General features: G+C 63.9%; 17 protein-coding genes. 14 read left to right on the top strand and 3 right to left on the bottom strand.

What is annotated here, in order from left to right:
• Positions 1 to 22: 22 nt before the first annotated feature.
• The 6 genes from purQ to GTW58_RS00590 all read left to right on the top strand — a co-directional run bounded on the left by purQ (position 23) and on the right by GTW58_RS00590 (position 7,598).
• A complete protein-coding gene (purQ, locus tag GTW58_RS00615) occupies positions 23 to 796 on the top strand; it encodes a phosphoribosylformylglycinamidine synthase subunit PurQ (RefSeq protein ID WP_209436244.1) in 774 nt (257 codons plus the stop codon).
• The gene (gene purL, locus GTW58_RS00610) at positions 793 to 3,165 is read left to right on the top strand and encodes a phosphoribosylformylglycinamidine synthase subunit PurL (protein WP_119932118.1); all 2,373 of its coding nucleotides are present in this window, start codon (positions 793 to 795) and stop codon (positions 3,163 to 3,165) included. Before purQ ends, purL begins: the two co-directional genes overlap by 4 nt.
• A gap of 47 nt (positions 3,166 to 3,212) precedes the next feature.
• Complete coding sequence (locus GTW58_RS00605) at positions 3,213 to 3,728, top strand: GNAT family N-acetyltransferase (protein WP_052209684.1); 516 nt, start codon at positions 3,213 to 3,215, stop codon at positions 3,726 to 3,728.
• A gap of 176 nt (positions 3,729 to 3,904) precedes the next feature.
• Positions 3,905 to 4,648, top strand: coding sequence for a succinate dehydrogenase cytochrome b subunit (locus GTW58_RS00600; protein ID WP_047691490.1), 744 nt, complete (start codon positions 3,905 to 3,907; stop codon positions 4,646 to 4,648).
• A 254-nt stretch (positions 4,649 to 4,902) separates the two neighbouring features.
• Entirely contained in the window at positions 4,903 to 6,813 is a 1,911-nt protein-coding gene (locus tag GTW58_RS00595) for a fumarate reductase/succinate dehydrogenase flavoprotein subunit (RefSeq protein WP_370448254.1), read from the top strand.
• A gap of 32 nt (positions 6,814 to 6,845) precedes the next feature.
• Positions 6,846 to 7,598 (top strand): succinate dehydrogenase/fumarate reductase iron-sulfur subunit, encoded by a 753-nt coding sequence (locus tag GTW58_RS00590; RefSeq protein ID WP_119932117.1) that lies wholly within the window; start codon positions 6,846 to 6,848, stop codon positions 7,596 to 7,598.
• 97 nt (positions 7,599 to 7,695) lie between these two features.
• Here the strand turns inward: GTW58_RS00590 and GTW58_RS00585 are convergent, their stop codons facing one another.
• Positions 7,696 to 9,171, bottom strand: coding sequence for an anion permease (locus tag GTW58_RS00585; protein ID WP_119932198.1), 1,476 nt, complete (start codon positions 9,169 to 9,171; stop codon positions 7,696 to 7,698).
• A 257-nt stretch (positions 9,172 to 9,428) separates the two neighbouring features.
• Here GTW58_RS00585 and GTW58_RS00580 point away from each other — a divergent pair, with 257 nt between their 5' ends.
• The 5 genes from GTW58_RS00580 (at position 9,429) to GTW58_RS00560 (ending at position 14,576) form a co-directional block, all read left to right on the top strand.
• Positions 9,429 to 9,827, top strand: coding sequence for a helix-turn-helix domain-containing protein (locus GTW58_RS00580; protein WP_119932116.1), 399 nt, complete (start codon positions 9,429 to 9,431; stop codon positions 9,825 to 9,827).
• Positions 9,828 to 9,906: 79 nt separating this feature from the next.
• A complete protein-coding gene (locus GTW58_RS00575; RefSeq protein WP_157980408.1) occupies positions 9,907 to 11,547 on the top strand; it encodes a glycosyltransferase family 39 protein in 1,641 nt (546 codons plus the stop codon).
• A 31-nt stretch (positions 11,548 to 11,578) separates the two neighbouring features.
• A complete protein-coding gene (locus GTW58_RS00570; protein WP_081994080.1) occupies positions 11,579 to 12,337 on the top strand; it encodes a succinate dehydrogenase cytochrome b subunit in 759 nt (252 codons plus the stop codon).
• 41 nt (positions 12,338 to 12,378) lie between these two features.
• Entirely contained in the window at positions 12,379 to 13,086 is a 708-nt protein-coding gene (locus GTW58_RS00565; RefSeq protein ID WP_047691480.1) for a 2Fe-2S iron-sulfur cluster-binding protein, read from the top strand.
• A gap of 29 nt (positions 13,087 to 13,115) precedes the next feature.
• A complete protein-coding gene (locus tag GTW58_RS00560; protein ID WP_119932114.1) occupies positions 13,116 to 14,576 on the top strand; it encodes a cryptochrome/photolyase family protein in 1,461 nt (486 codons plus the stop codon).
• Between the two features lie 153 nt (positions 14,577 to 14,729).
• Here the strand turns inward: GTW58_RS00560 and GTW58_RS00555 are convergent, their stop codons facing one another.
• A complete protein-coding gene (locus GTW58_RS00555) occupies positions 14,730 to 16,211 on the bottom strand; it encodes an alanine/glycine:cation symporter family protein (protein WP_047692344.1) in 1,482 nt (493 codons plus the stop codon).
• 169 nt (positions 16,212 to 16,380) lie between these two features.
• Positions 16,381 to 18,219 (bottom strand): dihydroxy-acid dehydratase, encoded by a 1,839-nt coding sequence (gene ilvD / locus GTW58_RS00550; RefSeq protein ID WP_119932484.1) that lies wholly within the window; start codon positions 18,217 to 18,219, stop codon positions 16,381 to 16,383.
• Between the two features lie 224 nt (positions 18,220 to 18,443).
• Here ilvD and GTW58_RS00545 point away from each other — a divergent pair, with 224 nt between their 5' ends.
• The 3 genes from GTW58_RS00545 to GTW58_RS00535 are packed head-to-tail and all read left to right on the top strand — an operon-like array spanning position 18,444 to position 20,621.
• Positions 18,444 to 19,181, top strand: coding sequence for a hypothetical protein (locus tag GTW58_RS00545; protein ID WP_119932485.1), 738 nt, complete (start codon positions 18,444 to 18,446; stop codon positions 19,179 to 19,181).
• A gap of 10 nt (positions 19,182 to 19,191) precedes the next feature.
• Positions 19,192 to 19,890 (top strand): hypothetical protein, encoded by a 699-nt coding sequence (locus tag GTW58_RS00540; protein ID WP_119932486.1) that lies wholly within the window; start codon positions 19,192 to 19,194, stop codon positions 19,888 to 19,890.
• Positions 19,887 to 20,621: a hypothetical protein gene (locus GTW58_RS00535; RefSeq protein ID WP_119932487.1), complete on the top strand. Its 735-nt coding sequence runs from the start codon at positions 19,887 to 19,889 to the stop codon at positions 20,619 to 20,621. The genes GTW58_RS00540 and GTW58_RS00535 overlap by 4 nt, the downstream gene beginning before the upstream one ends.
• Positions 20,622 to 20,684 lie beyond the last annotated feature (63 nt).

The following is a 20,684-nucleotide window of genomic DNA, read 5'->3' as shown; positions in this document are numbered from 1 at the left end:
TGCCAACACCTTTGAAGCCCCCTTGGTGGCTGACCTCTCCTCCCCCGCCCCGGATGCCGCCCTCAAGGACGTTCGTGTGGGCATCGTGACCTTCCCCGGCACCCTGGACGACCGCGACGCCGCACGCGCCGTGGACATTGCCGGTGGCACCTCCGTACCACTGTGGCATGCGGATGCGGATCTGCAGGGCGTGGACGCCGTGATCTTGCCCGGCGGATTCTCCTACGGGGACTACCTGCGCGCCGGTGCCATCTCCCGTTTTGCCCCCTTGATGAGTCGGATCATCGACGCCGCGAACAGCGACGACGCCCTGCCGGTGTTGGGTATCTGCAACGGGTTCCAGATCTTGACGGAGTCCCATCTGTTGCCGGGCTCCATGATCCGCAACAACCACTTGAAGTTCATCTGCCGGGATCAGCGGCTGCGGGTGGAGAACGCCGGTACCACCTGGACGGCTGATTTCACCTCGGGCCAGGAGATCGTGGTTCCGCTGAAGAACAACGATGGCCAGTACGTCTGCGATCAGACCACCCTTGACATGCTGGAGTTTGAGGGCCGCGTGGCTTTCCGCTACGTAGGCCACAACCCCAACGGGTCGCTGAATGACATTGCCGGTGTGACCAATGCCCGCGGCAACGTGGTGGGTCTGATGCCCCACCCGGAGCACGCCGTGGAAGCCGGTTTCGGCCCTGATTCCACCGCCCAGGGGCAGGTTGCCATGGGAGAAGGTACGGACGGGCTGGGCCTGTTCACCTCAGTTCTGAACACCTTGATCAACGGAGGCTCCCGCGCATGATCGAGCAGCACGAATCCCAGCAGACCGATTCCCCCCAGCAGTCCGGCTCCGCCACGCAGGAGGCACAGGGTGAGCAACAGTTCCACCTGGACACCGTGGAGCACGCCGCGCAGACCCCGGACACGGAGTTGCCCTGGGCGGAGCTGGGCCTGAAGGAGGACGAGTACCAGAAGGTCGTGGAGATCCTGGGCCGCCGCCCCACTGCCGCGGAACTGGCCATGTACTCGGTCATGTGGTCCGAGCACTGCTCCTACAAGTCCTCCAAGGTCCACCTGCGTCAGTTCGGGGAGAAGGTCTCCGATGAGATGAAGAAGGACCTGATGGTGGGCATGGGCGAGAACGCCGGTGTCACAGACATCGGGGACGGCTGGGCCGTGACTTTCAAGATCGAGTCCCACAACCACCCCTCCTACGTGGAGCCCTACCAGGGTGCTGCCACCGGCGTGGGTGGGATCGTGCGGGACATCATTTCCATGGGTGCCCGCCCGGTGGCGGTCATGGACCCCCTGCGTTTTGGCGCCATCGACCATCCGGACACCCAGCGCGTGGTCCACGGGATCGTGGCCGGTGTGGGTGGTTACGGCAACTGCCTGGGCCTGCCCAACATCGGCGGTGAAGTCGAGTTCGATCCCTGCTACCAGGCCAACCCGCTGGTCAACGCGTTGGCGGTGGGCGTGCTGCGCCATGAGGACCTCCGCCTGGCCAACGCCTCTGGCACCGGCAACAAGGTGGTACTCTTTGGCGCCCGCACCGGCGGCGACGGCATCGGCGGTGCCTCCGTGCTGGCCTCCGAGTCCTTTGACGATTCCAAGCCCTCCAAGCGCCCCGCCGTCCAGGTGGGGGATCCGTTTGCGGAGAAGGTGCTGATCGAGTGCTGTTTGGAGCTTTTCCAGGCCGGCCTGGTGGAAGGCATCCAGGACCTGGGAGCGGCCGGTATCTCCTGCGCCACCTCCGAGTTGGCCTCCAACGGTGACGGCGGCATGCACGTGGACCTCTCCTCCGTGTTGCTGCGTGATCCTTCCCTGACGCCTGGCGAGATCCTGATGTCCGAATCCCAGGAACGCATGATGGCTGTGGTCACCCCGGAGAAGGTCCAGGACTTTGAGGCCGTCCTGGACAAGTGGGAAGTCGAGTACTCGTGGATCGGTGAGGTCACGGACACCGGCCGGTTGATCATCGACTGGCAGGGTGAGGTGATCGTGGACGTGGATCCGCGCACCGTGGCCCACGACGGACCCGTGTACGAACGCCCCTATCACCGGCCCGAACGTCAGGACGCAATCCAGGCCGACCACTTCACCGGGTCCGCCGCTGATGCTGACCGCCCGTCAGGGGCTGCCGTCAAGGACGCCGTCCTGGAGTTGATGGCCTCCCCCAACCTGTGTTCCAAGGACTGGGTGACCAACCAGTACGACTGTTACGTCCAGGGCAACACGGCCATGGCCATGCCCGACGACGCCGGTGTGATCCGCGTGGATGAGCGAACAGGACTGGGGGTTGCCCTCTCCACCGACTGCAACGGCCGTTACGCCTATCTGGACCCGTACAACGGCGCCAAGCTGGCTCTGGCCGAGGCCTACCGCAACGTGGCCACCGCAGGGGCACGGCCTGCGGCCGTCTCCGACTGCCTGAACTTCGGTTCCCCGGAGGACCCGGAGGTCATGTGGCAATTCGCCGAGGCCGTCCGTGGCCTGGCAGACGGCTGCCTGGAAATCGGTGTGCCGGTCACCGGCGGCAACGTCTCCCTCTACAACCAGACGGGTACTGAGGCCATTCATCCCACCCCGGTGGTGGCTTTGATGGGCGTGCTGGACGATGTTCGTCGTCGTACCCCTTCCGGCTGGGACGCCACTGCCGATGGCCAGGCGGTCTACCTGCTGGGCACCACCGCGGATGAGCTGGACGGGTCCGAATGGGCGCGGCTGCGCGGGCACCTGGGCGGATTGCCGCCCCAGGTGGACCTGACTCAGGAGAAGTTGCTGGGCGAGTTGCTGATCAACATGTCCCGGGACGGCATGATCGATGCCGCTCACGACGTCTCTGAAGGCGGGCTGGCTGCCACCCTGGCGGAGATGTGCTTGCGGTTCGGAACCGGTGCCAGGATCGGGCTGGGTGAAGTGGCTGAGCGTGACGGCGTGGATGAATTCACCATGCTGTTCTCCGAATCCCAGGGCCGGGCGGTGGTTTCCGTGCCGCGCTCGGAGGAGGTCCGGTTCAAGGACATGTGCACCATGCGCAATTATCCGTTTGCGCGTATCGGCGTGGTTGACGCGGTCAATGACGCCCTCGATCTGATGGGCACTGCTTCCATTCCGTTGCCGGAGCTGAAGCAGGCCCACGAATCCACGCTCCCTCAGTACTTCGGTTGAGTCCGCAGGACCGGCCCGGTGAATGCCTCGGAAGGTGGTAGAGCATCGTGAACCAGGAGATCCATCCGGGGGCCCCAGATGCCCAAGAGGTGCGCACCACGCGGCTTCTCATGCGACCGTTCACGGAAGAGGAGATCGAGGCGGTGATCGACGGCGTGAGCCTGGATCACTTTGCCACCGGTTTCCCCATCCCTGAATCCGTGGATCAGCTCAAGGACATCGCCCAGGCGGGAGGTTTCTTTTTCACAGAAACCATGTACTCCCCGCTGGCGTGTGTTGAGTTGGCCTCTGGTCAGGTCATCGGCTCCACGGGCTTTGCCGCCGCGCCCATTGACGGCGCACTGGAGGTGGTGGGCTTCCTGGCCCCGGCCAGCCGCCGCCACGGTTACGGCGCGGAAGGCCTGGCTGCCCTGACCACTCTGGCTTTTGAGGACCCGGAGGTTTCCACCATCCGGGCCTCGGTTCCGGAGGACAACGAGCACATTGAAGAGCTGTTGGAGAAGGCGGGCTTCTCCAAGGTGGACAGTGTGGGGCCGGAGGCCGAGTACCGGATCAACCGCTGATCCGGTACAGCGGATGACCGGTGACGCACATCCGTTGCCTCACCTGGCTGGGGCGTGCTGGCAACTGGGCAACTGGCTTCGCCCTGTGAAACCGGGTCCATAGGGTGGAATCAGGTGCCGGGATTACCGGACCGCCCGGCTGGAACCGGCGCCTGCAGATGCTGCCAGGAGCCGCCATGTCCACGTCACTGACTTCTCGGTCACCTCAGTCCACCACGCCCAGAGCCGGGCGCAGCGGCGGTTTGCCGTCGGTTTACGCCAAGTTGATCATGGCCGCCACCGGTGCCACTTTTGCCATTTTTGTGCTGGTGCACATGATCGGCAATCTGAAGATCTACCAAGGTGCTGAGGCTTTCAACAGTTACGCGCATTGGCTGCGTGTGGCCTTTTACCCGGTGCTGCCCTATGAGGGTCTGTTGTGGATCATGCGCGTGGTTCTGTTGGCGTGCCTGATCGCCCACGTCTACTGCGCACTGTTGCTACGGCGTCGTGGTGCCACTGCCCGGGGCCGCTGGAAGCGCCGGGGCTTGGGGCTGGACGTGTTTGCAGCCCGCACCATGATGGTCTCCGGTGTTGTGCTGCTGTTGTTCATCATTTTCCACATCCTGGATCTGACCCTGGGTGTCCCCCCGGCCGGCCCGGAGGCCTTTGAGCACGCAACCCATGAGACCTCCTACGCCTACTCCAATCTGGTGGCTTCCTTCAGCCGCTGGCCGGTGGCCGCCTTCTACATCATCGCCATGCTCTGCCTGGCCTTGCACCTGGCGCACGGTGTGGTCAGCGCCGTCGTCGACTTCGGAGTGGGTGTGCGCCCGCGGGTGTTCTCCGCGTTGGCCGGGCTGGGGCTGCTGTTCGGCCTGGCGGTGGCAATCGGCAACATCACCATTCCCGTGGCTGTCCTGACAGGAGTGCTCCAGTGAACTCTTTCCGTGATTTCGGTTCCAAACGTCGTTCCACCTTCGGTTCGGCCTCCCCCGGCAACAACGCCCCGAATGATGCCGTGGCCAAACCGCAGCAGGACTCCCCCGATCTGCAGGCCCCGCAGGAGCGGCCGTCTGTGGAGGCATCCGGTCAGGACACCGGTGCCAAGTCCCGTGCGGAATCCGTGCGCAAGCAGAGGCCCGCCAGCACCAAGGGATTTGTCACCTACAGCTCCGAGCCCCTGAACGGCAATGTGCCTGACGGGGACCCCCTCACCGCGTGGTCCCGCCGCAAACTGGACTACAAGCTGGTCAGCCCGCTGAACCGGCGCAAGTTCAAGGTGATTGTGGTGGGCACCGGCCTGGCCGGCGCTGGATGTGCGGCGGCACTGGGCGAGCTCGGGTACAACGTGGTCTCCTACACCTTTCACGACGCCGCCCGCCGCGCCCACTCGGTGGCAGCCCAGGGTGGCATCAACTCGGCCCGGGCCAAGAAGGTGGACAACGATTCCCTGGAACGCTTTGTCAAGGACACCGTCAAGGGTGGTGACTTCCGTGCCCGGGAGGCGGACTGCTTCCGGCTGGGTGAGGAATCGGTGCGGGTAATCGACCACATGGACGCGATCGGCGCACCGTTTGCCCGCGAGTACGGTGGCGAGCTGCGGACCCGTTCCTTCGGCGGCGTGCAGGTCTCCCGCACGTATTACACGCGCGGTCAGACCGGTCAGCAGCTTCAGGTGGCCGCGGCCCGCGCCTTGCAGCGCCAAGTGGGCCTGGGCACCGTGGATCTGCGCACCCACCGTGAGGTTCTGGACCTGATTGTGGACGACGGCCGCGCCAAGGGTGTGGTGGTCCGTGACCTGTACTCGGGTGAGATCGAGGCCGAGACGGCTCACGCCGTGGTGCTGTGCACGGGTGGGTACGGCAACGTGTACTTCCGCTCCACGTTGGCCCACAACTCCAACGTGACGGCGGCATGGAGGGCTCACCGGCGGGGAGCGTACTTTGCCTCGCCGTCCTGCATCCAGTTCCACCCCACGGCCTTGCCGGTGAGTTCGCACTGGCAGTCCAAGACCACCTTGATGAGTGAGTCGCTGCGCAACGACGGCCGGATCTGGGTGCCCAAGAATCCTGGCGATGACCGCCCGGCCAACCAGATCCCGGAGGATGAGCGCGACTACTACCTGGAGCGCAAGTACCCCTCCTACGGCAACCTGTCCCCGCGTGACATCTCCTCCCGGGCCGCCCGCGAGCAGATCGAGGCCGGGCATGGTGTGGGGCCGCTGCGCAACAGCGTGTACCTGGACTTCCGCGACGCCATTGACCGGCTGGGCAAGAAAACCATCGAGGAACGCTACGGCAACCTGTTCGAGATGTACTTTGATGCCACCGGCGAGGACCCGTACACCGAGCCCATGCGCATTGCTCCGGGCGCCCACTTCGCCATGGGTGGCCTGTGGAGTGATTACGACATGATGACCTCCGTGGACGGCCTGTTCGTGGGAGGTGAGGCCGGATGGGGTTACCACGGGGCCAACCGGTTGGGAGCCAACTCCCTGCTCTCGGCCTGCGTGGACGGCTGGTTCACCTTGCCGTACTCCATCCCCAACTTCCTGGCCAACCACCTGGGTGAGGCCCCCTTGGACTTGGATGCACCGGCCGTTCAACGCACCGTTGAGGACGTCCGTGCCCGCACGGAAAAGCTGCTGTCCATCGGCGGGACCAAGGGTGCAGATCATTTCCACCGGGCGCTGGGGGACATCCTGTATTCGGACTGCGGCGTTGCCCGCACCGAATCCGGCTTGAAGAACGCGCTCAAGGAGATTCGGGCCCTGAGGGAGGCCTTCTGGACGGATCTGCGGATCCCGGGCACCGGTCGGCAACTGAACCAGGAGTTGGAGCGCGCCGGGCGCATTGCCGACTACCTGGAGATGGCTGAGCTGATGTGCCTGGACGCCCTGGACCGGGACGAATCCTGCGGAGCCCACTTCCGGGAGGAACACCAGACACCTGACGGTGAGGCCATGCGTGACGACGACCAGTGGTGCTTTGTCTCCGCCTGGGAACACACCGACGGGGACGGGCTGCACCCGGGCCAACCGGTGCGCCACGCAGAACCCCTGGAGTTCCGCGCCGTTCCCCTGCAGACCAGAAATTACGCCTGACCGGCCACGACTTGTGAATTGAGGAGAGACACATGCAACTGACCATCGAAGTCTGGCGGCAGGAGAACGCGGAAGCTGAAGGGCGGTTTGTGACCTACCAGGTGGATGACGCCACCCCTGAGATGTCCCTGCCGGAGCTCCTGGACCGACTCAACGATCAACTGGTGGAAGCCGGGGACGAGCCGATCGCCTTTGACACGGACTGCCGGGAAGGCATCTGCGGCACCTGCGGGATCACGGTCAACGACGTCCCCCACGGCAAGGTCCCCAACACCCCCACCTGCCGTCAACACCTGCGCAGCTACGACGACGGCGACCACCTGAAGCTCGAACCCTTCCGTGCGGCGTCGTTCCCGGTGGTTCGGGACCTGGTGGTGGATCGCACGGCTCTGGACAAGGTGATTGCCTCCGGTGGCTATGTGTCCGTGGATGCCGGAACCGCCCCGGATGCGGACACCCGGCAGATCCCGTTCAAGGTGGCAGAAACCGCGTTGGACTTCTCCGGGTGCATCGGCTGCGGTGCCTGCATTGCGGCCTGTCCCAACGGTGCGGCCCACCTGTTCTCCGGTGCGTTGCTGTCCCACATGTCCACGCTGCCGCAGGGCAAACCGGAGCGCGCCAAGCGGGCTCGTTCCGTGGTGGCCACCACGGAGGAGGAGTTCGGCCCGTGCTCGGTCTACGCCGAATGCGTGGAGGTCTGCCCCGCGGGCATCCCCATCTCCGCGATCAGCGCCGTGAACCGCGAGGCTGCTCGCACAGCGATCAGGCGCACCAAGGACGATTGAGTCCCTGGCCGCCACGGTTCAGCATTCGTGGCCCGGAAGTGAGTTGTCCCGCCCATCAGAGCTGATGGGCGGGACAACTCACTTTTGGACGGTTGTTTCAGAGCATCCCGATCAGGCTCATCCAGCCAAAGCCCACCAGACCGAAGACCACCAGGGTCACCACGGACATCATGAAGCCCACGCGGAACCACTCCGGAGTCTTGACGTAGCCGGAGCCGAAGATCACGCCGCAGGGACCGGAGGAGTAGTGGGTCAGACCACCGAACAGGTTGCCGATAAAGCCCAGCATCAAAGCCGCCAGCAGAGGGGGTGTGCCCACCGCAATGGCTGCAGCCAGGAACACGGCGTACATGGCCACGATCTGTGCGGTGTTGGAGGCAAAGAAGTAGTGGACGTAGAAGTAGACCAGGCACAGCACCACAAAGGCCAGACCCCACGGCAGGTGGCCCACGGAGGCTGAAACGGAGTCACCGATCCAGGTGATCACGCCCAGGGTGTTGAGGTGACCGGCCATGCCCACCAGCACACCGAAGAAGATCAGCGTGGACCAGGCACCACTGTTGGCCGCCATGATCTTCCAGGTCAGAACCTTGGTGCACAGCAGGATGGCGATGCCCACAAAGGCGGTTGCCGTGGCGTTGATGCCAAAGGAGCCACCCACGGACCACATGATCAGCAACAGCACAAAGGTCAGGGCCATGATGAGTTCCGGCCGGGTGAGCTTGCCCAGCTTGGCCAGTTCTTCCTTGGCCTGCCCCGGAGCTTCCGGGGTCTTCTTCAGCGTGGGTGCATAGATCTTGGACAGCGCCCACGGTGCCACGATCAAAGCGGCCAGGCCCGGTACCACGGCAGCCAGAGCCCAGTTGCCCCAGGTGATCTCCACACCTTGTTCGGCGGCGAACTGTTGGACCAGGGGGTTACCGGCCATGGCGGTCAGGAACATGGCCGAGGTGATGGTGTTGACCTGCACCGTGGACATGGACAGGAAGGCACCCAAACGGCGTCGTGATTCATCCGTCTCCGGGGTGGAGCCCTGCACCACGGCCAAGGACTTCACAATGGGGAACACCACGCCGCCGGCGCGAGCCGTGTTGGACGGAGTCGCCGGGGCCATGAGCAGATCCGTTGCCGCCATGCCGTAGGCAAGGCCCAGGGATGAACGGCCCAGCTTGGTCACAAACCACAGGGCGATCCGGCGCCCCAGCCCGGTCAACAGGAAGCCGTCTGCAATGAAGAAGGCAGCAACAATCAGCCACACGGCGCTTGATGCAAAACCCGTCAGGGCTTCGTCGTCGCCGACGTTCATGGTGCCCGTGATCATGGCCGCCGCCAGACCGATGATGGACACCGCCGCCGTTGGCAGGGGTTGAAGCACCAGGCCAAGAATGGTGCCCACAAAGATGGCGGCCATGTGCATTCCGCGCGGGTCCACGCCTTCTGGCGGAGGAATGAGCCAGATGACCAGCACAGTGGCCAGGATGACGGCCACCTTGATGATCATGTTGCGATCGAGTGGGTTTGCTGTTGGTTGGGCCGGTGCCTCGGGATTGGTCGGTGGTGCCGAGGGTGTCATGACGTGTGCTCTCTGTTTCTGTCGGAGTGCCAGCGCCGTCACGGTCATCTTTGTGGCCTGACCACGGCGCACAGCTCACGCTACTCGCGTTGTTTTCAGGCTTCATCCGCTTGCCGCAAATCCCCACACAACGCCACATCGTGACCGTCAGCCGCACCCCAACCCTCATGGAGTGCTTCGCGGTGCGGACGCAACATTGGGCTGACAGGTGTCTGGCCGTGTGGCGAACTGAGCCGCGGCAGTCCATGATGAAACCTATGACACCTTTGTCGAGGGATCTGCACCCATCGAATGGCCACCGTGGTCCGTCGATCTTCGACGACGTCGTGGTGCCCATCTTCGCCGCCTACAACACGGCCGGCCACGCTCGCCGCCACCCCTCCGTGCAACCCGAGGGTCATGAGAACGCTGAACCCCTGTTTCTGGAAACCTCTGACGGCCGTCAGGCGGATGACGCCGAGGAGATCTTGCCCACAGAAACTCACTGGGAAGTCCTGGAGATGCTGAGCAGCGGGTGCGCTGACGACATCATTGCGCACCGGCTGAACCTGGACATGCACACTTTTCGCGGCCTGATCAGCGAGATGTCCAACTGCTTGGGTGCCTGCAACCGGTTCCAGTTGGCGCTCAAGGCGCGCGAGCACGGGTGGATCTGAACCACAGCGCAGCCTGAGCGGTTCCCCCAGGGAGGGGTGCGGCGTCGTACTGTATGTTCCGACCTTCTCTAGGAGTGCAATGAACAACAGTTCCCCCAGGGCGATGGCCGAGACCAGTCAGGACAAGGCACCTGCCGTCACCGGTGGCACCACATCCGGTGCCACCAGCACGCTGCCGCGCATCCCGTGGTGGCCGTCGCTGGTGGCTGCCGTCCTGGCCGGCATTGTGGCTTTCTGGGGGATGACCCAGCCTCAGTTCTGGTTTGACGAGACGGCCACCATCTCCGCCGTCGAGCGTCCTTTGAGCTCCATGGTGGGCATGCTCTCCACCATTGATGCCGTCCATGGCCTCTACTACCTGGTCATGTATCCCTGGGCAGCGGTTTTCGGTACCTCTGAACTGGCCATGCGCACCCCGTCAGCGCTTGGGTTGATGGTCACGGCTGCCGTAATCACCAGGATCGGGATGACCTACGCCCGGAGGTACATGCCACAGCGCATGGTGTTCGTGGGTTTGCTGATCGCGGTGATCGGCGCGGTGCTGCCGGGACTGACCTGGACCGGGCAGGAGGCGCGTGGATACGCCATGGCGGCCATGAGCGTGAGCCTGGCGTGGTGGTGCTTTGAACGGTTCATCGTCACCCGCAACGGTTTGCTCATGGTGGGCTTTGGCCTTGCGCTGGCTGCTGCCACAGGCTTCTCCCTGTACTGCATTTTCTTGTTGCCGGTGTTCTTCATTCGTGTGCTGGCCCTGGGATGGAAGGCTGCCCTGAATTACGCGATCGCCGGTGTGCTGGTGGTGGTGGCCTGCGCCCCGCTGGCTTACATCGGGAGTCTGCAGAGTGCCCAGGTCTCCTGGATCCACTACACGCTGCGGGAGGTCCTGTACTACATGGCCTACCACGTGTTCTTCATCAGCCCACGCAACTACCGGGGGGACTTCTCCGACCAGATCATGGCCATTGCCCCGTTCCTGGCGCTCTTTGCAGTGCTGATCACGGTGGCCGGTCTGATCTTGAGCAGGGCACGCGGAATCATGCTCTGGCTGTTGGCGCTGATCTTCTTCCCGTTCGCCGTGGTGGTGGTCGCACAGCTGACCGGTGGGCAGTATTTCCAGGAGCGCTACCTGGCCTTCACCTCTCCCGCCGTTGTGGTGCTGCTGGCCCTGGGCCTGGCGGCCATTCCGTGGCGTGTGGCCGGGGCTGTCCTGGCCGTGGTGTTTGCCGGTCTCTCCTTCCCGTCCCTGTTGGGGCAGAACGGAGAGTTCGCCAAGGACGACGCCTACGGGACTGCCGCCCAGGAGGCCGAACAGGCGGACACCGTGATCTTCATGAATGAACAGCACCGCGGGATCTTCATTGCCTACCCGCCGGAGCATGAGGTGGCAGACCCCATGCTGGTCGTGGACGCTGCGGATTCGGAAACCCTGTGGGGCATCAACCAGCCCTATGAGCTTGCCTGGGAACTGGAGGACACGGGCAGCGTTGCCGTGGTCTCTTACCACGACGACGCCAACTTCCCCCTGGTGGAGGGCAATTTGCTGGAGAACCAGTGCACCCTGGAGGATGACAACTGGGATTCACGGTTCCGGGTGACCACCTTCGAGTGCCCGGACACCATCCCGAATGCGCAGGAGCCGGATGCTGCCGGCCCGACGCCCCAGGAGCCCGGGACCCAGGATCAGGCCGGTGAGGCCGAGCCTGTTACGCCCGGTGCCTGAACTTCCCACTCCAACGCTTAGGCTTCGGTGCATGACCTCATCGGATATTGCAGGTGACTCGCTGAGCGCGGTGCTGCGCCTGGCCGAGCAGGCCGTGAGCCGGATGCCCGCCACCCCGGAGCTCAAGTTGGCCATGGCTTCCAGCGGCACCATCTTCTCCGCTTTCACGGTGGCCCACATGATGGGCAACCTGCAGGTTTACATGGGTCAGCAGAAGTTCGATGACTACGCCCACTTCCTGCGCACCGTGGGCTCGCCGGTTCTGCCACGCGGCACCGTTCTGTGGTTCTTCCGCCTGGGTCTTCTGGCCAGCACCGTGGCGCATCTGAGCTGTGCTGCCGCCTTGACGGTCCGCGCCCAGCAGTCGGCTTCACGTCCGCGAGCGCAGAAGCGGACCCGGCCACGGGGGCGTCGTCGTGGGGTGTGGGAGGTGGCCAAGCGCTCCATGCGTTCCACGGGAACGGTCTTGGGGCTCTTTGCCGCCCACCACCTGGCGGATCTGACCTTGGGCATACGGCCCGCTGCTGCCGAACACACGCCTGGGGCGGCCTACCAGAACCTGGTGACCTCCCTGCAGCGTCCGCCGGTGGCCGCCCTGTACCTGGCTGCCATGGTGGCCCTGGCCGCGCACACCGCACAGGGCATCACCCAGGTGGGCAATGACACCGGCCTGGCCGCTGACCGCCGTACCCGCCAAAGACTGGCACTGGCAGGGCGGGTGATCGGAACGGGCGTGGCACTGGGCAATGCGAGCATCCCGGTGGCCGTTCAACTGCGTCTGGTGCGCTGAGCCCGCACCGTCCCCGAATGCAATCAGCAGGAGATTTCAGCGTGAAGATCACCAACACCCTGACCGTGGACGTGTGGCGGCAGTCCGCCGCTCAGGCCCAGGGGCGCTTTGTCACCTACGACGTCACCGGGGTGAGTCCGGAGACCACTGTTCTGGAACTGTTGGACCTGCTCAACGCCCAGCTGCCGGAGGGGGAGGCCCCCGTCAAGTTCGACGACGGTTGCCGGGAGGGCAACTGCGGCAAATGCGGTGTGATGGTAGACGGTGTGGCCCACGGACCCGAGTACAACAAGGCCAGCTGCCAGCAGCACGTACGCGCCTTCCGCAACGGTGACCGCGTGCAACTGGAACCGCTACGGGCCCAATCCTTCCCCGTTCTGGCCGATTTGACCGTGGACAAGAAGAAGGCACTGCGCACCGTGGTCAAGGCCGCCCGCGGCCCGGCCGGCATGAAAGCACTGACCAATGCCGGGTGCATCAGTTGCGGGGCCTGCGTAGCCGCCTGTCCCAACGGTTCAGGCCAGTTGTTCGTGGGCTCGCTGCTCACCGAACTCCCGCCGCTGATGAAGGACGACGACGAACGCCGCGAGCGCACGGCACAGGTGATCTCCACCGCGGATGAGACCTTTGGCCCGTGTTCCACCCTGGGTGACTGCACGGAGGTGTGCCCGGCAGGTCTGCCGTTGGAGAATCTTTCCGCGGTGGCCAGGGAACATTTGCGCAATCAAGGCAAGACCCGCCACACGTGAGGTTGCCTGTCCACCGATAGGGTTTCTGCATGACCATCTTGGCCGTGATCGGCATGAACCTGAGGGTGGATGACAACCCGGCCCTGTTCCACGCGGCTGTTCAAGCTGCCGAATCCGATGACCGGGTGGTGGCTGTGGTCTGCCAGGACACCAATCTGCGCGCACCTGGGGCCGCATTCGCGTGGTGGACAGCCAAGTCTCTGCCCGTGTTCCGCCAGGATCTTGAAGACCTGGGCATCCCGCTGGTGGCTGTCAGCGTTGATCTGGGCCAACTGATCCCCCGTCTGGTGGAGCAACTGGGGGTCACGCAGATCCATGCCAACCGGCGCTGGGGGGAAAATGCGCTGGAGGTTGACCGTCAGTGGTCGGAGGCCGTCAAAGAACGTGGCGTGACGGTTCACGGTCACACCGCTCACACTTTGCATGACCCCTGGGCCCTGACCACGGGCCAAGGCGGCCCGTATCGCGTATTCACGCCGTTCTCCAAGCGTTTTGGGGATTCCGACGAGGCTTTCAACGGCGCCCCCGTGGATGTACCCGAGCCGCTGGAAACCGATACGGAGCTTTTTGATGCCGTGACGGATCTGGACTGTGGAACCGCTCTGGAATCTGCTGAGGAACCTCACTGGGCCGCCAAGTTCACGTGGGAGCCCGGGGAGCGCGCCGGCGTCGAACGTCTGGAGGACTTCCTGGATGGTGCAGTGGAGGACTACGCCACGGCCCGGGACCTTCCTGGACGCCCCGGCACCTCCGGGGTCTCGCCCTATCTGGCCCACGGTGAGATCAGCCCCCGCAGAGCATGGGAGATGGCACAGCAGCACGCCCTGGCAGCGCCGTCAGAGTCTGCCGAGACCTTCAAGACCGAGCTGTTGTGGCGGGAGTTCAACCACCACTTGCTCTACCACTACCCGGATCTGCACCAGCGCAATCTCAACGCCCGCTTTGACGCCTTCCCCTGGAAGTCTGCGCAAGAAGGCACAGTGGCCGATCAAGTGGCCCTGTGGCGCTCCGGGCACACCGGGCATCCGCTGGTTGATGCCGGGATGCGTGAACTGTGGGAGACCGGGTGGATGCACAATCGCGTGCGCATGGTGGTGGCCTCTGTGCTGACCAAGAACCTTGGAGTGCATTGGAGCGTGGGCGAGCAGTGGTTCTGGGACACCTTGGTGGATGCCGACCCCGCCTCCAACCCCGGCAACTGGCAGTGGGCCTCAGGTACCGGCGCGGATGCTGCACCCTACTTCCGGATCTTCAACCCCCGGCGGCAGGCGGAGCGTTTTGACGACGACGCCGCCTACGTCCGCCGGTGGGTTCCAGAACTGGCGGAGGTTCCAGCCGGATCCATCATGAAGCTCTACGACGCCCCAGCTTCCCTTCCCGCAGACACGAACCTGTCCCCGGCGCAGACTCTTGAGCTTTACCCGGCGCCGATCGTGGACCTCAAGTCCTCACGAGCCGAGGCGTTGGATGCCTACCAGAGCATCAAGTAGTTCACGTCCACCGCTGGGCCCTCTGGGCATTGTGGTCGACCTATTCGTGGCGCTGCAGCCGGGCTCCCCAGTACGACGACGCCGGCCGCTCACATGATGAGGTGAGCGGCCGGCGTCGTCGTACTGGGGTTTCAGGAACCCGAGGTCAAGGGGTCAGCGCTTGACCTTCTTGAGCTGCTGGGTCCAGAACATGCTGGTGGTGACGCGGTCGGAACCGTCCCAGGCGTCCAGGCCGGTCAGACCGGGGACGTCGGAACCGGTGAACACGGGCTCCTCGCCACGGCGGCGCTGGGCCTCGTAGTTCTTGAGGACCTTGGCCGCCACGCCCGAGAGCAGTACAACTGCAATCAAGTTGATGGTGACCATCAAGGCCATAGACACATTGGCTAGCGCCCACACGAGCTCAAGCGCGGCCACCGCGCCCATCATCACGAACACGAGCACCGTGATGCGGAAGGCCAACATGGCACCGCGGGAGCCCGTGAGGAACATGATGTTGGCTTCACCGTAGAAGTAGTTGCCGATCACGGAGGAGACGGCGAACAGGAAGATTGAGATCGTCAGGAAGTGGATCGCCCAATCTCCCAACTGTGCTGCCAGCGCCGACTGAGTGAGGGCCGCACCCTGTGCGCTCTCCCCAACGGTTGGGTTGGAGAGCAGCACGATGAACGCGGTCATGGAGCAGATCAGCCAGGTGTCAAAGTAGACACCCAAGGACTGGACGTAGCCCTGTTTGGCGGGGTGGGAGATGGAGGCAGTGGCACCGGCATTGGGAGCCGAACCCATGCCAGCCTCATTGGAAAACAACCCGCGCTGCATGCCCAGCATGAACACGCCGAAAAGGCTGCCGACGGCGAACTCCCGCACGCCGAATGCACCCAGGACGATGTCCGCGATCATGTTGGGGACCTCGGTGATGTTGAGAACGACCACCAACAAACCCAGAATCACATACAGAATCGCCATGATTGGCACGATCGCCTGGGTGAACGCCGAGATACGACGAATACCGCCAAAGATGATCAGCGCCGTGAGAACCACAATGGCGAGTCCAACAAGAACCTTGAACATCATGCTGTCCGGGGAGGTGGTGTCGACGTCGAAGGAGCCCGCCAGCGAATCCACAATGGCGTTGGACTGCACGGAGTTGAACACAAACGCATAAGTCACGGTGATGATGACCGCGAACAGTGCACCCATCCACTTCTTGTTGAGCCCGTGCGTCATGTAGTACGCCGGACCGCCGTAGTAGCCGTGATGTCCGGTGCGCTTGTAGAGCTGACCCAACAGGGACTCCACAAAGGCACTGGCACCGCCGATGGCAGCGATGAACCACATCCAGAACACGGCGCCTGGGCCACCCAGGCTGATGGCCAGGGCAACACCGGCAATGTTGCCCGTTCCCACGCGAGAGGCCGCGGAGACGGTGAAGGCACGGAAGGAAGATATGCCCTTCTTGCCGTCCGGGTCCTCCCCGGGAGGATCCCCCAAGACACGGAACATCTCCGGGATGGAGCGCCACTGCACGGCGCGGGTGCGGATGGTCAGGAAAACACCGGACCCGACCAAGATGATGAAAACGAAGTACCAGATCCAGGTGTCGACGACGCCGACCAGGTCAATGAGCTGTTCCACGGTTCCTCCGATGGTGAGAGGGACAGAAAACGGGGGCAGACCATGGACGCTTGCTCCCGACCGGCGCACTGTACATCAGCATGCTTGTCCAGGTTGTTTCACGCAGGTGAGAAGCCACAACGCCGGACACAAATCAAGCCGATGGCAGTTTGGGTGGCGGCAGTTGAAACTACTCCGGGATCACCCGCACGGCACCCTTGTCCGCAGAAGTCACCATGGAGGCGTAAGCGCGCAGGGCAGCCGAGACCTTGCGCTCGCGTTCCTTGGCCGGCTTCCAGGGCAGGGCACCCTTGGCTTCACGACGACGCGCCAACTCGGCGTCGTCCACGTCCACCTTGAGCACGCGGTTCTTCACGTCGATCACAATGGGATCCCCGGTTTCAATCAACGCGATGGCGCCACCGGCGGCGGCCTCCGGGGACATGTGGCCGATGGACAGCCCGGAGGTGCCTCCGGAGAACCGGCCGTCCGTGATCAACGCGCACTTCTTCCCCAGGCCCAGGCCCTTGAGGTAGGAGGTGGGGTACAGCATTTCCTGCATGCCGGGACCGCCCTTGGGGCCTTCGTAGCGGATCACCACAATGTCCCCCTCCTGCACGTTCTTGGAGAGGATCTCGAACACGGCCTCGTCCTGGGACTCCACCACAAACGCCTTGCCCTCGAAGTGGAAGAGCTCCGGGTCAATGCCCGCTGTCTTGATGATGGCCCCGTCCTCGGCAATGTTGCCGAACAGCACGCACAGGCCACCTTCTGCGGTGTAAGCGTGCTCCAGGTCCCGGATGCAGCCTTCAGCGGCATCAACGTCATGGGATTCGTATTCGTTGGCCTGGGAGAAGGCCTGCGTGGTGCGCACACCACCGGGTGCAGCCAGGAAGAACTGCTTGGCCTCCTCAGAAGCCTTCCCGGAGCGGATGTCCCACTCATCCAGGGCCTCACCCATGGTGGGCGAGTGCACCGCAGAGACGGAGTCGTCGAACAGCCCGGCACGGCGCAACTCCCCCAGGATGGCGGGGATGCCACCGGCCCGGTGCACGTGTTCGATGTGGTACTTGGTGGAGTTCGGAGCCACCTTGGCCAGGCACGGCACCCGCCGGGACAGCGCGTCAATGTCTGACATGGAGAAATCCACACCGGCTTCCTGAGCCGCGGCCAGGATGTGCAGCACCGTGTTGGTGGAACCGCCCATGGCAATGTCCAGCGCCATGGCGTTGTTGAACGCCGTCTTGTTGGCGATGGAGCGGGGCAGTACGGATTCGTCGTCGTCGTGGTAGTACTTCTTGGCCGATTCCACAATGCGGCGCCCGGCCTCCAGGAACAGCCGCTTGCGGTTGGCGTGGGTGGCCAGTGCGGTGCCATTGCCCGGCAGGGACAGGCCCAGGGCCTCGGTCAGACAGTTCATGGAGTTGGCGGTGAACATCCCGGAGCAGGAGCCGCAGGTGGGGCAAGCACTCTCCTCGATCAGAGCCAGCTGGGCATCGGTGACGGATTCGTCCACGGCCATGACCATGGCATCCACCAGATCCACGCGGTGCTCCACCACGCCCTCAACGCCCTCACCGGATTCCATGGGACCACCGGAGACAAAGATGGTGGGAATGTTCAGCCGCATGGCAGCCATGAGCATGCCGGGAGTGATTTTGTCGCAGTTGGAGATGCACACCAGGGCGTCCGCGCAGTGCGCATTGATCATGTACTCCACAGAATCCGCAATGATGTCGCGGCTGGGCAGGGAGTAGAGCATGCCGTCGTGGCCCATGGCGATTCCGTCATCCACGGCAATGGTGTTGAACTCCTTGGCCACACCGCCGGCTTCCTGAACCGCTGACGCCACCAACTGACCCATGTCCTTGAGGTGCACGTGACCCGGGACGAACTGGGTGAAGGAGTTGGCAATGGCCACGATGGGCTTGCCAAAGTCCTCGCTGCCCATGCCCGTGGCACGCCACAGTGCGCGAGCCCCTGCCATGTTGCGGCCGGTGGTTGATGTGGCAGAACGCAGCTGCGGCACGGTGACTCCTCAAGATCCAAGCTCATTCGACGTGCGGGCGGTGGCCCGGTGTTGGGGCACGGCCACCACCGATACTCCACGCCAACCACGTCGACGAACGCCTTGTTCCGTCATGTTGGCGCCTTCAACCCCACACGCCCACCACAACATTGGCACGAAGCCGAGCGGCCCGCTAATCTGAACATCAACATTTGCTAATGAAAATCCGCTCCGAGAGGCACCACGTGAGCAACCAGTTCCCCCCTCCGCGCAACCCCGAGTACCAGGGTGCACCTCAGTACAGCGGTCCGCCCCAGTACCAGCGGCCCGCCCCGCAGCAGCCCCAGTACCAGCAGCCGCAGTACCAGGGGCAGCCATACCAAGCTCCGCAGTACATGCAGGGCACTGGTGGCCAACAGCCCTCCCCGTATGCACCGCCCCCAGCACCTGCCAAGGGCAAACCACCTCTGTGGTTGGGAATTGTGGTCACCTGCCTGGCACCTGTGCTGGCCGTTGTGGGCCTGATCCTGGCATTTGTGATCGGTCAGCAGCAGCTGGATCAGGAAATCGCCGACGCCGACCCCGGAATCACGCACGAGCTGCGCGCAGGCACCCTCTACACCCTCTACACCCCGGAGGACGACGCCGTCCTGGCCTCTGGGTGCACCGTGGTGAATCCGGACTTTGACCAAGTGACCCTGATTCCAAGTTCCGCCACCACCCAGACCGATCCTGACGGAGTGGTGTACCGGGAGACCGGTGAGTTCACCACGGATCAAGAAGGCACCTACCGTATCCTGTGCGACGGTTCCTTTGACACCGTGGCAATTGCAGGGGACGGCTTTGTGACCATGGGCTTGGGTGGTGTGGTGGCCGTCCTGGCCGCGCTGGGCCTGGGGACCTTGGGCATTGTGTTAATTGTGGCCAACCGCATCACAGCGGCCCGCGCACGGCGCGCAACCACTCCCTACGGGCCGTACTGAGCAGGCCTCGATGGCATACGGCAACGCTGAGGTGAACCACTTGGCTCACCTCAGCCGTGAGGATCAAGCGGCGGCGCGCGTGGATCTGCAACATCAGCTCTACGAGGTGGACGCGGAACTTGCGCGTACCCCACCACCCCGATGGCCCTGGGTTGCCACACTTCTGGTCTGCCTCAGCGGGCCTCTGGCTGCGGCTTTGCTGTTGGGCATCACCCCGTTGGGCAACCTCTACCTGGCACAGAGGATTCAACAAACGCAGGCCTCGTCCACCGTCACCGTGGAGGAAGGCAACGAGTACCTGGTTTTTCTGGCGCACGACCCTTCTGCTGCCAGCACCCAGTGCAGCAGCTCGGACGGTCACATGCGTGGGTCCTTTGCCCCCGATCCCCTCCTGCACGTGGGTGACCAGTGGTTCAGCCAGGTCGGGGACATGAGCCCTGAACACAGTGGCGACATCACGTTTGAGTGCAGGACCTCTGAGCGGCCCCGAGTTGTCCAGGAGGACGGCCTGCAGCCCGTGGTGATTGAGACCCAGCTGCTGAGCGTCCTACCAGCCCTGCAGGTGGGAGCACTCGTGCTTGCCGCACTACCTGCCGTTGCGGGTCTGATTCGCATCTACGGTTATTTCCGGCACCGTCGATACATCTCCGAACTTGATCTCATCCGAACTCGCATCATCTGGATTCTCCAAGGAAAGGTACCGTCATGAGCACTCCCACCAACGGAACTCCGGAGCCCACCGGAACTCCTGGGCCCCATGGAACTTCTGGACCCCATGGCTCCGATCTGCCCCAATACAACGCGCAGACCAACCAGAACCCCTACGCCACACAAGGGCAACAGCCTCACTACGGCCAGTCCCCCTCCGGTCAGCAACCCCAGGGCTCGGGCCAGAAGATCAAGGGAACACCGCCACTGTGGTTGGGCATCACCCTGGCTGTTGCCGGGCCGTTGTTGGGAATCCTCCTGCTGGTCATCTCGGTGGTGTCCATGGCCGGGACCGCTCAGGACATGGCCAACGCGGAATCGGGAAGCACTCACACCCTGGAAGCGGAGCAGAGCTATTGGGTCATGTCCGCCGACCCCACCGTCTCGTCCGGCTCGGCCGGCTCCTGTTCCATCTACGACCCCCAGACCAATTCCATCGAGTTCGAGGCAACCGAGACCTCCACCAGCGCATCCAGCGATGATGGCCAGAGCGTCACCGTGCTGGGTACCTTCACCTCCGCGGATGCAGGCGAGTACGACATCTATTGCTCGGGGCTTGCCAGCAGCGACCTCTACGTGGCCAAGGCCAATATCAGCGGCCTGGTGGGAGGTGCCGTGGGCATCTTGGGCGGCATCCTGCTGGGTGGCCTGCTCTTCCTGGTGGGCATCGTGTTGATCATCGTCAACCGGGTGACGGCATCGCGTCGTCGTCGTGCTGCAGGTTTGGCCTGATCAGCGCCACTTACCGTGGCAATTTTGTGCCGCCTCAGATGCGGATGGCGCCGGTGACGGTGC

It is taken from the genome of Kocuria subflava (genome assembly GCF_012163155.1).
In the GTDB taxonomy this organism is placed as follows: Bacteria; Actinomycetota; Actinomycetes; order Actinomycetales; family Micrococcaceae; genus Kocuria; species Kocuria subflava.
Note: the sequence above shows the minus strand (reverse complement) of the source record. Positions and strands in the feature narration are given on the sequence as shown.

Bases quoted from the DNA above. Each gene is read 5' to 3' on its own strand.
- purL (WP_119932118.1), top strand. From the start codon at position 793: ATGATCGAGCAGCACGAATCCCAGCAGACCGATTCCCCCCAGCAGTCC.
- GTW58_RS00600 (WP_047691490.1), top strand. From the start codon at position 3,905: ATGTCCACGTCACTGACTTCTCGGTCACCTCAGTCCACCACGCCCAGA.
- GTW58_RS00590 (WP_119932117.1), top strand. From the start codon at position 6,846: ATGCAACTGACCATCGAAGTCTGGCGGCAGGAGAACGCGGAAGCTGAA.
- GTW58_RS00585 (WP_119932198.1), bottom strand. From the start codon at position 9,171: ATGACACCCTCGGCACCACCGACCAATCCCGAGGCACCGGCCCAACCA.
- GTW58_RS00580 (WP_119932116.1), top strand. From the start codon at position 9,429: ATGACACCTTTGTCGAGGGATCTGCACCCATCGAATGGCCACCGTGGT.
- GTW58_RS00575 (WP_157980408.1), top strand. From the start codon at position 9,907: ATGAACAACAGTTCCCCCAGGGCGATGGCCGAGACCAGTCAGGACAAG.
- GTW58_RS00570 (WP_081994080.1), top strand. From the start codon at position 11,579: ATGACCTCATCGGATATTGCAGGTGACTCGCTGAGCGCGGTGCTGCGC.
- GTW58_RS00560 (WP_119932114.1), top strand. From the start codon at position 13,116: ATGACCATCTTGGCCGTGATCGGCATGAACCTGAGGGTGGATGACAAC.
- GTW58_RS00540 (WP_119932486.1), top strand. From the start codon at position 19,192: ATGGCATACGGCAACGCTGAGGTGAACCACTTGGCTCACCTCAGCCGT.
- GTW58_RS00535 (WP_119932487.1), top strand. From the start codon at position 19,887: ATGAGCACTCCCACCAACGGAACTCCGGAGCCCACCGGAACTCCTGGG.